Consider the following 14,765-nt stretch of genomic DNA (forward strand, 5'->3'; position numbering starts at 1 on the left):
TAAAAAATGTTATGAAAAAGAATGTATTTAACAGCCTAATGGCACTCGTAGTAGTATTTTCAATGGTCTCCTTTGCAGGAAATCCTATCAAAGAAAAACAGGTAAAAGTAAAGCAAAGCGAAATAACCTGGCAAGGTGAAAAAGTAACCGGGTTTCACGAAGGAACCATAGCCCTTAAAGACGGTTTTCTTATTATGGAAGATGGTAAACTTAAAGGTGGTGAGTTTGTGATAGATATGACCAGCATTACCGTAACCGATCTTAGCGGTGAAAATAAAGGCAAATTAGAAGGACATTTAAAATCTGATGATTTCTTTGGCGTGAAGAATTATCCTACCGCTAAAATGGTGATTAAAAGTGCCTCTAAGAAAAACGGAAATACCTATGGTGTAGTAGGCGATCTTACCATAAAAGGCAAAACGAATCCCGTGACTTTCAATATGGAAGTAGAGGAGAATGAAGCAGAAGCAGATATCGTAATAGACAGGTCAAAATATGACGTGCGTTATGGTTCCGGGAGTTTCTTTGATAACCTGGGAGATAAAACCATTTACGATAACTTTGAATTAGATGTAGAGTTGAAATTCTAAAATTGAGATGTCATTCCGACGTTGGAGGAATCTCTTTTTTTAGAATAAAGATTCTTTATCGCACAAACTTTCTTAAACCCGAAAAAGTTAAAATCACTTTTTCGGGTTTATTTTTTAAAGATTTAGCTTGCAATTCTAAATAGGCTTTTTATCTTTGACACAATGAAACCAGCATGCTGCTGGATGATAAAGGAATAGAAAAGGGAATTGATTATACACAGGTGACACATTCCTAAATTGAGCTTAAAATTATAGATGAAAAATTGCATAGCAAATAACTGGTGGTGGAAAAATTACGTCAACACGTCGTGAAGTAACACTGCTATGGTATAAATAAAAATACGAAAGGCTTGTCTCACGACAGGCCTTTTTTTTTGCCCAAATTTAAAAACTAACTGTAAAAGCAGTATCTAAATTTCAAATAAAAAAATAAAACTCCTGGCTTCGCCAGAGTGACAAAAAATAAATTATGTATCGACTAAAAACCAGGCATAAAAAATTATTGGCAGATACACTTACCCCAGTGAGTGTTTATCTAAAAGTTCGAGATAAATATCCAAACAGTTTGCTGTTGGAAAGTAGTGATTACCGCGCCAATAATAACAGCTTTTCCTATATATGCTGTAATCCCATCGCTTCTATAAAAGTTCAGAATGAACAAATAATTGAAACCTTTCCCGATGCTACCGAAAATATCACTAAAATTTCTTCGGAAGTAAATGTACCAGAGAAAATTCAGGAATTTGCGAAACAGTTTAAAACTGAAAAATCTGATTTCAAATTTATTAATAATGGGCTTTTTGGATACATCGCATATGATGGAGTTCGATATTTTGAAGATTTAGAGATCAAAAAACGAAATGGCGACCTACAATTACCCGATATGTATTACGCCGTTTATCAAAATATTATAGCGATAAACCATTTTAACAATCAGGCTTTTATTTTTGATCATAGTTATAACACCGATTCGAAAATTGAAGAAATTGAGCAACTTATAAAAGTTAAAAACTTTGCCACCTATAACTTTGAAAGACAGGATTCTCCAATCTCCAACCTTACAGATAGTGAATTTAAAGAAAACGTAAAACGCGGGAAAGAACATTGCTACCGTGGTGATGTCTTTCAAATGGTACTTTCCCGCCGGTTTTCGCAAAAATTTAAAGGAGATGAATTCAACGTTTATAGGGCGCTGCGCAGTGTAAACCCCTCCCCCTACCTCTTTTATTTCGACTATGGAAACTTTAAAATATTTGGTAGCTCTCCTGAAGCGCAACTTGTAGTGCAGGATGGCCGGGCTGAAATTCATCCTATCGCCGGCACTTTTAAACGTACCGGAAACGATGAGGAAGATGCTGAATTAGCCAGAAAATTAGCCGCAGACGAGAAAGAAAATGCGGAACACGTGATGTTGGTAGATCTCGCCAGAAATGACCTAAGCCGCCATGGAAATAATGTAAAAGTGGAAAACTACCGTGAAATACAATTTTTCTCCCACGTGATTCACCTGGTAAGTAAAGTAACCGGCATTAAAAATCCAGACACACCAACCATGCAAGTCGTGGCCGATACTTTTCCTGCGGGAACCTTAAGTGGTGCGCCAAAGCACAGCGCAATGAAACTTATTGAGAAATATGAAAATGTAAATCGGGATGCCTACGGTGGTGCGATTGGTTTTATGGATTTTAACGGAAACTTTAATCACGCGATCATCATTAGGTCTTTTGTAAGTAAAAACCACCAATTACACTACCAGGCCGGTGCTGGTGTAGTTTCAGAATCTGTAGAAGAAAATGAACTACAGGAGGTTTATAACAAATTGGGTGCACTTACCAAAGCGCTGGAATTAGCAGAGGATGTGTAAGGCCTCCCCTAACCCCTCCTAAGGAGGTGGATAAAAACGAACAAGGAAATTTATAAAAATGGATAACAATAACGATAATAAAAATGCTCCCCGGGAGCGCCAGGGTGGGTCTATTCTGGTAATAGATAATTACGATTCTTTTGTGTATAATTTAGTGCATTACCTGGAAGAAATGGACTGCGAAGTAACGGTAAGAAGAAACGACCAGTTAGAGCTGGAAGATGTGGAAGAGTTTGATAAAATTCTACTTTCCCCGGGGCCGGGAATTCCGGAGGAAGCGGGATTACTAAAACAAATTATCGAAAAGTATGCCGCTACAAAAAGTATTTTGGGCGTTTGCCTGGGACAACAAGCTATTGGAGAGGTTTTTGGTGGAAAACTGGGAAATCTAGAGTCGGTTTATCACGGGATTGCAAATCAGATAGAACTTTCTGTGACCGATGAACCCTTATACAAAGACCTGCCTAAACAAATGCAGGTGGGCCGTTACCATTCCTGGATTGTCCTCAAAGAATTGCCAGATTGCCTGGAGGCCACTTCCTACGATGAAAATGGACAAATTATGTCGCTTCGCCACAGAGAGTATGATGTACGCGGGGTGCAGTTTCATCCCGAATCGGTTCTAACGCCAGAAGGCAAAAAAATGATCCAGAACTGGGTGAAAAGCCCGAGCCCAGCGCGAAGGGAAGGAAATAATAAAAAATTATAAATAAAAAAAACTCCCATTTGTTCTCCTTCTTAGAGGAAGTTAAGGGAAGCTCATACTATGAAAGAACTTTTAAACAGATTAATTAATCACGAGACCATCTCTAAAGATGAAGCCAAACAGGCTTTATTCAGTATTTCGAATGGCGAATATAACGAAAGCCAAATCGCCGCTTTTCTCACTGTTTATATGATGCGCAGTATTACCATTGCAGAGTTGGAGGGCTTTCGGGATGCGCTTTTAGAGCTTTGCGTGGCCGTAGATTTAAAAGCTTACGATCCTATAGATTTATGTGGCACCGGCGGTGACGGCAAGAATACGTTCAATATTTCCACGACCTCCTCTTTTGTAACGGCAGGAGCCGGAATTCACGTGGCAAAACACGGAAATTATGGCGTTTCTTCAGTAAGTGGAAGTTCTAACGTTATGGAAAGCCTGGGAATAAAGTTTAGCAACGACCCTGCATTTTTAGAAAAATGTATCGAAAAAGCTGGGATTTGTGTATTACACGCTCCCCTATTTCACCCCGCGATGAAAAATGTGGCTCCTATTAGGAAATCCCTGGCTGTAAAAACCTTTTTTAATATGTTGGGACCTATGGTTAATCCCGCTTTTCCGCAAAATCAATTAGTAGGTGTTTTTAATTTGGAGCTTGCCAGGATGTATGGTTATCTTTATCAAAACACCGATAAAAATTTTACCATTTTGCACGCTTTAGACGGTTATGATGAAATTTCCCTTACGGGAGCCACCAAGACTATTTCCAATAATTCTGAAGGCATGGTAAGTCCGGAGGATTTTGGCGTAGCCCGCTTAAATGAAGAAGAGATTGCCGGCGGCGGATCTATAGCAAGTTCTGCTAAAATATTTCAGAATATTTTAAAAGGAGAAGGCACTAAAGCCCAACAAAATGTGGTGTGCGCCAATGCGGGTATGGCTATCGCCACCGCAAAAAACCTAAGTCCCCGGGAAGGTTTTGAAGCTGCCAAAGAATCTATAGCTTCGGGGAAGGCTTTGCAGGCGCTGAAAAAGTTACAGCAATTAAGTAAGTAAATGTCTGGTTATAAAGTCCGATAACTGCGTTACGCTAATTTTGAAAACAGTCACTTACATTAGTAAATTCCTTGATTTTCAAAATTTCGCAAGCCTTGTTCTCGAACTTTCTAACTCAGAATTTATATCTATATATAAATAAAAAAAATGACAGGAGGTTTGAGGTTTAAAAGTTGAAGCAATAAACAACAAAAGATTGCCGTGCTCCTGCGTCGCTCGCAATGACAAAAACCAGTGAGCAGTCGCAGTATGCAGCAGGCAACCCACAACCGACAACCGACAACTGACAACAGATAACTGAAAACATGAACATTTTAGATAAAATAATAGCCGATAAGCACAAGGAACTGGTATTAAAAAAACTGGTGGTTCCCGTTTCGCAGTTAGAACAAGCTGCTTTATTTGAGCGGGAAAATGTTTCCCTCGCGCAAAAATTAAAAGTCAGCAATACCGGGATTATAGCCGAGCATAAAAGACGCTCCCCTTCCAAATCGATTATTAATCAAGGCTTGAATGTACAGGATGTTGCAGAGGGTTATGAAAATGCCGGTATTTGCGGAATGTCTGTGCTAACCGATGGTAAATATTTTGGAGGTTCTTTAGACGATCTCTTATATGCCAGGGCTGCCGTAAAGATGCCACTTTTAAGAAAAGAGTTTGTTATTGACGAATATCAAATCCTGGAAGCCAAAGCCAACGGTGCCGATGTAATCCTGTTGATCGCCGCAGTTTTAGATAGGGAACAGATAAAAACGCTTTCAGAATTTGCAAAAAACCTGGGATTGGAAGTGTTGCTGGAAGTTCATAACGAAGCAGAATTAGAAAAATCGATTATGCCCAGCTTAGATATGCTTGGGGTTAATAATCGCAATTTGAAGACTTTTGAAGTGAGTACCGAAGTAAGTAAAAAACTTTCAGAAAAAATCCCTTCAGAATTTGTAAAAGTTTCTGAAAGCGGTATTAGTTCGGTTGAAGCTATAAAAGAGCTCAAAGAATTTGGCTATAAAGGTTTTTTAATTGGAGAGAATTTTATGAAAACCGATAATCCCGGCGAGTCTGCAATGAGTTTTGTAAAGAAATTAGAGATTAAGGTATAAGATGTTGATTACAAAGGCCTTTACTAAGTTTATCAAAGTGCTTCGACAGGCTATTAGATTAGCATTCTATATTTACAAGAAGTTTAATCATATTAAATTTCTGAAAAACCAGAGGAGTAAGGTGAACTATTTCGACTCTTAAACTATTAGATTTATGCTGAGCATCAGTCCTTGCTCCTCTTAGGTTTTGGTACCATTTAGAATGTCAAGCTTAAAGGCTTATTAATAGCGTTAGTACACAAACCTATTGGTTATTCAGGTTTTAATAGCTAATTCAAAGTTATGAAAAATTTAATTTCAGGCATCGACATTTCAAAAGACACTTTGGACTATTGCTCCTTGAGTACAGAAAAAGTTGAGGTAATTACCAGGGGCGTATTGGACAATGAGAAAAAGGCCATTGAAAAGTGGCTCAAAAGTCATGACCAGAAAAATACTGTATTTGCTTTGGAACATACTGGTCATTACGGTGCGACCTTGATCAATTGTCTCCATAAAAACGGTTACGTTTTCTATTTGATCAACCCTTTAGAACTTAAAAAGTCACTGGGTATCGATAGGGGTAAAAGTGATGCAAAAGATGCTTATCGCATTGCAGAATACGCCATTACAAACAAACACAAGCTAGAGCCATATCAGCTGCCTAAAGAAAACCTTGGTAGGCTCAAAGCACTTATTACAGCGAGAGAGCGCTACGTAAAGATGTCTGTGCAGGTTCAAAACAGCTTGAAGGCCAATGAGATCCTAAACCAATCCATTGATGTTAAAGTGTTGATCAAAGAAGAAAAGAAACAGTATAAATCCATTCAAAAAAGCATTAGAAACATTGAAAATGAAATGCAAAAAATCATTGAAGCCGACCAGGAATTAAAAAGTAGCTACAAGAAGATGACTGCGGTTATTGGCGTAGGTCCGGTCATTGCCATAAAATGTATAGCAGAAACAGATAATTTTCTCAAATTCGATGATCCTAGAAAATTCAGCTGTCATTGTGGCCTAGCACCTTTCCCATACCAGTCCGGCACTAGCATAAAAGGTAGAACAAAAACGCATTTTTTAAGAGACAAATCCTTAAAAGCCGTGTTGACCAAAAGAGCTATTTCTGCAATTCAACATGATCCTCAATTAAAAACGTACTATAATCGAAAGATCAAAGAAGGAAAGCATCATATGAGCGTAATCAATGCAGTTGCCAATAAACTCGTGCTAAGAATATTTGCCGTTGTAAAAAGAGATGAACCTTTTGTGAAATTAGCTGCTTAAATATTTGTTTATATCTTAGAATGCTCAGCAGGACAAAAAAATATAACTAATGAAAGAATTAAAATTAAAAATCTGCGGTATGAAGGAAGCAGATAATATTCTGGAAGTGGCAGAGCTTCAGCCAGATTATATGGGTTTTATTTTTTATGATAAAACGCCCAGAAATTTTGATGCTGAGATGCCGCAAATTCCTTCCGCAGTAAAAAAAACCGGGGTGTTTGTCAACGCTAAAATAGACGACATCTTAAAAAAGATTAGAAAATACGATCTAAAAGCCCTTCAATTGCACGGAAATGAGAGCCCCGAGTTTTGTGGTGAACTCAATATTTTACTCAGGGAAGTGAAGATCGAACTTATTAAAGTTTTTTCGATAGGCGAAGATTTTGACTTTAAAGATATAAAAGCTTATGAAGCCGTGGTCGATTATTTTCTCTTCGACACCAAAGGAAAAAATAAAGGTGGCAATGGTACTGTTTTCAATTGGGAGATCTTAAAAGAATACCCTTCAGAAAAACCATTTTTTCTAAGCGGCGGAATTGGTTTGGAACAGCTAAGCGCAGTAAAGGAATTGCAGGAACATTTTCGCGCAAAAGGAAAAGAAGATGTGCTGTATGCGATAGATGTGAACAGTAAATTTGAAGATAAACCGGGGCTGAAAAATGTGGGGAAATTGAAAAAGTTAGAGGTTAGAGGTTAGAGGTTAAAAATTGTGAAAAATACTGCGAGGATTTAAGACCTTTCAGGTATTATAAAATACAGATAAAATGAGTTATCAGGTTAATGAAAAAGGATATTACGGGGAATTTGGCGGTGCTTTTATTCCTGAAATGTTATATCCCAACGTAGAGGAATTGCGGTCGCAATACCTTGATATTATGAAAGAGGATTCTTTTCAGAAAGAATTTAAGGCGCTATTGCGGGATTATGTGGGACGTCCTACCCCGCTTTATTACGCAGAAAGATTTAGCAAAAAGTATGGCACTAAAGTATATTTAAAGCGGGAAGACCTTTGCCATACCGGCGCCCATAAAGTGAATAATACCGTAGGCCAAATTTTAATGGCAAAACGCCTGGGCAAAGACCGCATTATCGCCGAAACCGGTGCCGGCCAGCACGGCGTGGCTACGGCTACAGTTTGCGCGCTTATGGGAATAAAATGTATCGTTTATATGGGCGAGATCGATATTGAGCGACAGGCACCAAACGTAGCCAGGATGAAAATGCTTGGCGCAGAAGTTATTCCGGCAAAATCGGGCAGCCGAACGCTTAAGGATGCTACCAATGAAGCGATTAGGGACTGGATAAACAATCCGCTGGACACTCATTATATCATTGGCTCGGTGGTTGGTCCTCACCCCTATCCCGATATGGTTGCACGTTTTCAAGCGGTAATTTCTGAAGAGATTAAAGCGCAATTACAGGAGAAGGAAAACAGGGAGAACCCAGATTATGTAGTGGCCTGTGTTGGTGGCGGAAGCAACGCAGCCGGAGCTTATTATCATTATTTAGATAAACCTGAAGTTGGAATTATCGCTGTGGAAGCAGCCGGAAAAGGCATTTCCAGCGGGGAATCTGCCGCTACTTCGGCACTGGGAAATGAGGGGATTATTCACGGTAGTAAGACCTTATTGATGCAAACGCAAGACGGCCAGATTACCGAACCCTATTCCATTTCTGCCGGCCTTGATTATCCCGGCGTTGGCCCTATGCATGCTAACCTCTTTACCAGCGGGAGAGGTGAGTTTATCTCAATAACCGATAAAGCCGCGATGGATGCGGGATTAGAATTGGCAAAACTGGAAGGAATAATCCCAGCTATTGAAAGCTCGCATGCCCTCGCTATTTTTGAGCAGCGAAAATTCAAAAAAGAGGATATCGTGGTGGTAAACCTTTCTGGGCGAGGCGATAAGGATTTGAGCACTTATATTGATTATTTTGATTTATAAAAGCCTCTGGCTCCCAAGGGGGGAATTATTCAGTTGTAAAACTACTAGTGAGTTTATTTAAAAAGATTGTAACGGGCACTGTGCTATCATTGAGAAAATAGAAAATATTAGTGTATTCGTGGCGAAAAATTGTAAGCAGAATAGGTTCTGCAATAGATTTAGAATGACAATTAGACCTCACAGGTTTTGAAAACCTGTGAGATCTCAAAGAATGAGACAATGAACAGAATAAATAAAAAACTTCAGGAAGACCATAAATTGCTGTCTATTTACTGTACGGCGGGTTATCCTGAACTTGAAGATACTCTACCAATTATTCAGGAATTAGAGAAAAATGGCGTCGATTTTTTAGAAATCGGCTTGCCTTTTAGTGATCCGCTGGCCGATGGTCCTACCATTCAGCAGAGTTCTACCAAGGCCCTGCAAAGCGGGATGACCAGCAATAAACTTTTTGAACAATTAAAAGATATTAGAAATTCCGTGGAAATTCCGCTAATCATTATGGGATATTTTAATCCTATGTTACAATATGGAGTGGAAAAGTTTTGTAAGAAATGCGCAGATACAGGTATTGACGGACTTATTATTCCAGACCTCCCGGTTGATGTTTACAGCAAAAAGTATAAAGCTATTTTTGAAAAATACGGGCTCCGGAATATATTTTTAATTACGCCGCAAACCTCTGAAGAACGAATTCGGTTTATAGACTCGGTCTCCAACGGATTTATTTATATGGTGAGTACTGCCAGTGTAACCGGTTCTACATCTGGATTTAACGAAGAAACCAGAAATTATTTTAAACGGGTTAAGGAAATGCAGCTTAAAAACAAGCTGATTGTTGGGTTTGGAATTAGCGATAAAGAAAGTTTTATCCAGGCGACACAATATACTAAAGGCGCTATTATTGGTTCTGCATTTATCAAGACGCTCAATAAACACGGAAAAGCGGGGATTGGGGATTTCATTAAAAGTATTCGCTAGCTTTAACGATATTCTAACAGAGTCTTAATACGTTTTTTGATGATTAAATATTATCTTCAGTTTAAATTCTAAAATACACATATTATGGGAGGTCCAATTGAAGATAATAAAAGAGAAAGAAGTGAGAAACAGAAAAATCCTACCAATCCTACGGGAAAAACCGACAGACAGAATAATGAGGTAGATTTTGATGAAGAAACAGTGAAAGACCAACAGAATAAAAAGTAACTATGGGACGCGGAGACAAAAAGACGAAACGAGGAAAAATAGCCATTGGTTCACACGGAAAATTACGCCCCCGGCGTAAGAAATTTAAAGTAAAACCAACCACTATGGCACAGCAAGACAAAAAAGACTTAGAGTAGTTATAGGTTGACTACGTCTTGAAACCCTGAATTTAAAAGCTTAGGCTTTTAGGTTTAGGGTTTTTTGTTTGATAGTGAATTTTATATAGCTGGCAGAAGAAAACTTATATCGAGAACAATTGATTAGAGCAATTCCAGGCTTTCTGAAACACCTATCTTTATACATAATATAAGATTGCCGCGCTTCGTTTCCCTCCGCTCGCAATGACAAGATGAGCAGCATTTTTCAAAACCACTCCTTATATTGCAGCACCCTAAAATCTATGGTATTGAAATCCTTATCTTTTTGCTTCATTTCTTTGTAGAGTGCCATACTGCCCACAGCCCGGTTTGCAGAACCGGAAGGTGCAGTTAAACTAACCGTTTTTATGAGTCGGCCGTCCAGTACAAATTGATGTACCCTGGGAACATCATTAGAAATTATTTTCATTTTAATATCCTCATCCCTGTTTTTTAAATGTCTTCGGAAGAAATATTCGGGGCCATTTTTAGAATTTCCACCGGTAAAAAGCAGGGTATCAATCTTCTTATGTTCTCTAAGAATTCCAATAAGATCACGTAGTTCGGGTTCCTGAATTCCTAAATCTGAAGCGTCAATTTTTTCCCGCTTACTACTGGCTACCATATCACAGACTCCTATTCCTCTTTTTTCGAGAAATGCTTTTCTTTGGGATATGGCTTCCGGCGTGTTTTCAAATTTTAAATTTAAGTTGAAGATCTTGTCTAAAATAATCCATAAAAGTCCGTCCCTGCTACCGTAGCAAAAGTCAACATCGCCGGGTTTAAATTCCCGCTGGGTAAACCGGGGCGGTGGTAATGTTCCCACGATAAGTTTCGTAGCATTCTTTGGAATATAGGGCGGATATGGATGTTTGTGATGGAAAATAGTAGTTCGGGTTATGGGTTATGGGTTATGGGTTATGGGTTATGGGTTATGGGTTAAAATAAAAAAAGGAACCCAATTCACGAATATCCTGAATAATTTATTCGTGAATTGGTGGTTAAATTTTATTTGAGTTTAATAACCAGGTCGTCGGCGAAAACCATGGTGCCTTCTTTGTGAATAATTGCATCTATTTCTCCCGCTTTATTGGCGGTGATGGTGGTTTCCATTTTCATGGCTTCAATTACAAATAAAGGCTCATTTTTATCAACTTTCTGTCCTTTTTCTACCAATATTGAAGAAAGTGAACCCTGTATAGGTGCGGCTATTTCTTTTTCGTTAGATTTATCTACTTTTTGGTGTACCACTTTTTCCACCTCCACAGATTTATCCTGAATTTTCACAATCCTGGTTTGTCCGTTTACTTTAAAAAAGGCATCTACCATCCCATCTTCATCAGCAGTTCCTACCGATAGAAATTCAATGAGTAGCATTTTTCCTTTATCCATTTCAACGGTAATCTCCTCTCCGGGACGCATTCCGTAGAAAAAATTGGAAGTTGGGATGTTCATCACTTCCCCGAACTTTTTATAGTGGTTAAAATATTCAGTAAAAACTTTTGGATATAATTTATAGGAAAGGAAATCTGTCATTTCCAATTTTCGCCCCATACCTTCACTAAAAGTATCCTTGAACTCTTTAAATTCCTTTTCAAAATCTATAGGTTCTAAATGTGCATTGGGTCTATCGGTATAAGGTTTTTCTCCTTTCAGGATTATTTTTTGGATATCTTTTGGGAATCCGCCGTACGGCTGACCCAGGTCTCCTTTAAAGAAATTTTTAACCGACTGCGGAAAGGAAAGGCTTTCCCCTTTCTCCATCACATCTTCTATGCTTAAATTATTACTCACCAGGTATTGCGCCATATCGCCAACCACCTTACTGCTGGGCGTTACCTTAATGATATCGCCAAACAGCTTGTTTACCTTAGAATACATCGCGGTAATCTCGTGAAACCTGGATGCCAGGCCTAGAGACTCTGCCTGTGGTTTTAAATTGGAATACTGCCCGCCGGGAATTTCGTGTTTATAAACATCGGCCGCTCCCGCTTTAAGTCCGCTTTCAAAAGGGAAATAATATTTTCTTACGGCTTCCCAGTAATGCGAATGTTCATTGAGTTTTTCCATATTAAAATTGGCTTGTCGCTCGCCAGATTTTGTCATTTCTACCAGGGAATTAAAATTAGGCTGCGAGGTAAGTCCCGAAAGCCCAGCTAATGCCACATCTACCACATCTACCCCGGCTTCGATAGCCTTTAGATAGGTAGCCGATTGTATGGACGAAGTATCGTGGGTATGCAAATGCACCGGTAAGTTGATTTCAGATTTTAATGCGGAAATAAGCTCGGTAGCAGCGGCGGGTTTTAGCAAACCGGCCATATCTTTAATCGCCAAAATATGCGCCCCGGCATTTTCTATATCTTTTGCCAGCTGAAGGTAATAGTTAAGATTGTATTTACTGCCTTTATCAAGCAAATCTCCGGTATAACAAATAGAAGCTTCAGCAAGTCCCGAAGTGTTTTTCCTAACGTATTCTATTGAAGGTGCTATAGATTCCATCCAGTTTAGGGAATCAAAAATCCTGAACACATCTACCCCATTTTCCCAGGCTTCAGTCACAAATTTTTCGATTAAATTATCGGGATACGCGGTGTAGCCTACACCATTAGAACCCCGCATCAACATTTGTAATAAGATATTGGGAATCGCCTTCCGCAGTAATTGCAAGCGCTCCCAGGGATTTTCTTTTAAAAACCGCAAGCAAACATCAAAAGTAGCGCCACCCCAAACTTCCATACTAAAGGTTTCGGGATTGTTTTTGGCATAAGCTTCAGCCACTTTTAGCATATCCTTACTTCGCATACGCGTAGCCAGCAAACTTTGGTGCGCGTCCCTAAAGGTAGTATCGGTAAAATGAATCTTTTTTTCATTCTTCAACCACCCGGCAAATTTCTCCGGCCCCAGTTCTGTTAGTAGATCTTTGGTTCCTTTAGGATAAGCTGCATTGGCATCAAAAGCAGGAACTTCAGCTTTAATCAGGTTTGGTTTTTCTTTAACCTCTTTTACATCGGGGTTGCCATTCACAATCACATCACCTAAAAACTCTACCATCCTGGTGGCGCGGTTTCGGGTTTCCTTCAGCTTAAAAAGTTCAGGGTTGTTGGCGATAAAATTCACGGTCACACTACCATCCCGAAATTTTGGATGATCCAAAATATTATTTACAAAGGGAATATTGGTTTTTACACCTCTAATCCTGAATTCGGCCAGGGCACGTTGCATTTTTCGGCAGGCGCCATCCAAAGTCCTTCCGCTGGCTGAAACTTTTACCAACATAGAATCAAAAAACGGGGAAACGGTTACCCCCTGATACAAACTCCCGGCATCTAACCTAATCCCAAACCCCGAAGCACTTCTATAAGTAGTAATCGTACCGTAATCTGGCTGAAAGTCATTGGCGGGATCTTCGGTGGTAATTCGGCATTGCAGGGCAAAACCGTTAATACTCAAAGCCTCCTGACTTTTAATCTTAATTTGTTCGTCGCTCAACTTATAGCCGCCGGCGATAAAAAGCTGTGCTTTTACCAGGTCTATGCCGGTAATCACTTCGGTCACCGTGTGTTCTACCTGAATCCTGGGGTTTACCTCAATAAAGTAAATGCTGCCATCCTGATCTACCAGAAATTCTACCGTACCAATATTATTATAATTCACTGCTTTACATATATTCAAGGCATATTCGTAAAGCTTTTCTTTTATGGTATTATCCAGGTTGTGGGAAGGCGCAAACTCGATTACTTTTTGGTAGCGACGTTGCACCGAGCAGTCCCGTTCGAAGAGGTGTACCATATTCCCGTGCTGATCTCCCACAATTTGAATCTCAATATGTTTGGGGTTTTCTATAAACTTTTCAATAAAAACAGTATCGTCGCCAAAAGCATTTAAAGCTTCCCTTTTGGATTCTGAAAAAGCTTTTTTTAGCTCTTCCTCTTTCCGCAACACCCGCATCCCGCGGCCACCACCACCGCTGGCAGCTTTAAGCATAATGGGATAACCAATACGATTGGCCTCCTCAATTGCAATTTCGAGCGTTTCCAGTTCCTTTTCATTACTTTCAATTACCGGCACCTTATTCTTTACTGCCACCGTTTTAGCAGTCACTTTATCGCCCAGGTTTTTTAACACCGAAACATCGGGACCAATAAAAATAATATCGTGAGCGGCACATGCTTCGGCAAAGCTGGCATTTTCAGAGAGAAAACCATAACCTGGGTGAATAGCATCGGCACCTACATCTTTAGCCACTTTAATAATAGCTTCAATATCGAGGTAAGGTTTTAGCGGTTCTTTATCGGGACCAATTTGGTAAGATTCATCGGCTTTATAGCGGTGCAGGGAATAACGGTCTTCAAAGGTATAAACACCTACGGTATCAATTCCAATTTCGGTGCAGGCCCTAAATATTCGTATTGCGATCTCCCCACGATTGGCTACCAGTACTTTTTGAATCTTCATTGCTTGTTGGTTTAGTTGGTTGTTGATTTACTAAGACCGTTAAACTATAAAAACAATGATTATTACAGCTGATTTTTATGCTAAAATTTAATTAAAATCGGGTTTTGGTTGTCGGTTATCTGTTGTGAGTTATCGGTTGTGAGTTTTCAGTTGTGCGTTATCAGGTCGTTTGTCATTGCGAGCGACGAAGGAGCGCGGCAATCTCTTTTTTCGTTTGTGGTTTGGGGTTTGTTGTTTGGGGTTCTGCTCACTGCAACTGCCAACTGAATACTGCAACTGCAAACTGGGTAACAGTTATCGGTTGTGAGTTATCAGTTGTGGGTTTTCGGTTATGGTTATCAGGTCGTTTGTCATTGCGAGACCCACTACAAAAAATTTGAAAAACGGCAATATTGACGTAAACTTACGGTACAAATCAAAAGCGGCCATTTGTAACCGTCTT

At 39.4% G+C, this 14,765-nt stretch carries 13 protein-coding genes; 11 read left to right on the top strand and 2 right to left on the bottom strand.

Annotated features, from left to right (window positions below; all coding sequences use genetic code 11):
• Window positions 1-11: 11 nt before the first annotated feature.
• From BUA71_RS15470 to BUA71_RS15515, 11 genes are all read left to right on the top strand, one after another.
• Entirely contained in the window at window positions 12-590 is a 579-nt protein-coding gene (locus BUA71_RS15470; RefSeq protein WP_072881384.1) for a YceI family protein, read from the top strand.
• A 469-nt stretch (window positions 591-1,059) separates the two neighbouring features.
• Window positions 1,060-2,454: an anthranilate synthase component I family protein gene (locus BUA71_RS15475; protein ID WP_072881386.1), complete on the top strand. Its 1,395-nt coding sequence runs from the start codon at window positions 1,060-1,062 to the stop codon at window positions 2,452-2,454.
• 58 nt (window positions 2,455-2,512) lie between these two features.
• Window positions 2,513-3,163, top strand: a complete 651-nt coding sequence (locus BUA71_RS15480) for an anthranilate synthase component II (RefSeq protein ID WP_072881389.1) — start codon at window positions 2,513-2,515, stop codon at window positions 3,161-3,163.
• Between the two features lie 57 nt (window positions 3,164-3,220).
• On the top strand, window positions 3,221-4,213 hold the full coding sequence (gene trpD, locus BUA71_RS15485) for an anthranilate phosphoribosyltransferase (protein ID WP_072881391.1): 993 nt from the start codon (window positions 3,221-3,223) through the stop codon (window positions 4,211-4,213).
• Window positions 4,214-4,518: 305 nt separating this feature from the next.
• Window positions 4,519-5,310 carry an indole-3-glycerol phosphate synthase TrpC gene (trpC, locus tag BUA71_RS15490; RefSeq protein ID WP_072881393.1) on the top strand — a complete coding sequence of 264 codons (792 nt, stop codon included), beginning with the start codon at window positions 4,519-4,521 and terminating at the stop codon, window positions 5,308-5,310.
• Window positions 5,311-5,592: 282 nt separating this feature from the next.
• Window positions 5,593-6,573: an IS110 family RNA-guided transposase gene (locus BUA71_RS15495; protein WP_072881395.1), complete on the top strand. Its 981-nt coding sequence runs from the start codon at window positions 5,593-5,595 to the stop codon at window positions 6,571-6,573.
• A 49-nt stretch (window positions 6,574-6,622) separates the two neighbouring features.
• Window positions 6,623-7,270 (top strand): phosphoribosylanthranilate isomerase, encoded by a 648-nt coding sequence (locus BUA71_RS15500; protein ID WP_072881396.1) that lies wholly within the window; start codon window positions 6,623-6,625, stop codon window positions 7,268-7,270.
• 67 nt (window positions 7,271-7,337) lie between these two features.
• Complete coding sequence (gene trpB / locus BUA71_RS15505) at window positions 7,338-8,519, top strand: tryptophan synthase subunit beta (protein ID WP_072881397.1); 1,182 nt, start codon at window positions 7,338-7,340, stop codon at window positions 8,517-8,519.
• Window positions 8,520-8,738: 219 nt separating this feature from the next.
• Window positions 8,739-9,500 (top strand): tryptophan synthase subunit alpha, encoded by a 762-nt coding sequence (gene trpA, locus BUA71_RS15510; protein ID WP_072881398.1) that lies wholly within the window; start codon window positions 8,739-8,741, stop codon window positions 9,498-9,500.
• An 84-nt stretch (window positions 9,501-9,584) separates the two neighbouring features.
• Entirely contained in the window at window positions 9,585-9,728 is a 144-nt protein-coding gene (locus tag BUA71_RS17670; protein WP_175545974.1) for a hypothetical protein, read from the top strand.
• 2 nt (window positions 9,729-9,730) lie between these two features.
• Window positions 9,731-9,865: a 30S ribosomal protein THX gene (locus BUA71_RS15515; RefSeq protein ID WP_072881399.1), complete on the top strand. Its 135-nt coding sequence runs from the start codon at window positions 9,731-9,733 to the stop codon at window positions 9,863-9,865.
• Window positions 9,866-10,091: 226 nt separating this feature from the next.
• Here the strand turns inward: BUA71_RS15515 and BUA71_RS15520 are convergent, their stop codons facing one another.
• Both BUA71_RS15520 and BUA71_RS15525 read right to left on the bottom strand, forming a co-directional pair.
• Window positions 10,092-10,751, bottom strand: coding sequence for a uracil-DNA glycosylase family protein (locus BUA71_RS15520; RefSeq protein WP_072881400.1), 660 nt, complete (start codon window positions 10,749-10,751; stop codon window positions 10,092-10,094).
• A 122-nt stretch (window positions 10,752-10,873) separates the two neighbouring features.
• On the bottom strand, window positions 10,874-14,323 hold the full coding sequence (locus BUA71_RS15525; protein ID WP_072881401.1) for a pyruvate carboxylase: 3,450 nt from the start codon (window positions 14,321-14,323) through the stop codon (window positions 10,874-10,876).
• Window positions 14,324-14,765 lie beyond the last annotated feature (442 nt).

Source organism: Salegentibacter echinorum (assembly GCF_900129445.1).
Taxonomy (GTDB): Bacteria; Bacteroidota; Bacteroidia; order Flavobacteriales; family Flavobacteriaceae; genus Salegentibacter; species Salegentibacter echinorum.

Excerpts from the sequence above, each read along its gene's own strand:
- BUA71_RS15470 (WP_072881384.1), top strand. The coding sequence starts at position 12 with ATGAAAAAGAATGTATTTAACAGCCTAATGGCACTCGTAGTAGTATTT.
- BUA71_RS15475 (WP_072881386.1), top strand. The coding sequence starts at position 1,060 with ATGTATCGACTAAAAACCAGGCATAAAAAATTATTGGCAGATACACTT.
- BUA71_RS15480 (WP_072881389.1), top strand. The coding sequence starts at position 2,513 with ATGGATAACAATAACGATAATAAAAATGCTCCCCGGGAGCGCCAGGGT.
- trpD (WP_072881391.1), top strand. The coding sequence starts at position 3,221 with ATGAAAGAACTTTTAAACAGATTAATTAATCACGAGACCATCTCTAAA.
- trpC (WP_072881393.1), top strand. The coding sequence starts at position 4,519 with ATGAACATTTTAGATAAAATAATAGCCGATAAGCACAAGGAACTGGTA.
- BUA71_RS15495 (WP_072881395.1), top strand. The coding sequence starts at position 5,593 with ATGAAAAATTTAATTTCAGGCATCGACATTTCAAAAGACACTTTGGAC.
- BUA71_RS15500 (WP_072881396.1), top strand. The coding sequence starts at position 6,623 with ATGAAAGAATTAAAATTAAAAATCTGCGGTATGAAGGAAGCAGATAAT.
- trpB (WP_072881397.1), top strand. The coding sequence starts at position 7,338 with ATGAGTTATCAGGTTAATGAAAAAGGATATTACGGGGAATTTGGCGGT.
- trpA (WP_072881398.1), top strand. The coding sequence starts at position 8,739 with ATGAACAGAATAAATAAAAAACTTCAGGAAGACCATAAATTGCTGTCT.
- BUA71_RS17670 (WP_175545974.1), top strand. The coding sequence starts at position 9,585 with ATGGGAGGTCCAATTGAAGATAATAAAAGAGAAAGAAGTGAGAAACAG.
- BUA71_RS15515 (WP_072881399.1), top strand. The coding sequence starts at position 9,731 with ATGGGACGCGGAGACAAAAAGACGAAACGAGGAAAAATAGCCATTGGT.
- BUA71_RS15525 (WP_072881401.1), bottom strand. The coding sequence starts at position 14,323 with ATGAAGATTCAAAAAGTACTGGTAGCCAATCGTGGGGAGATCGCAATA.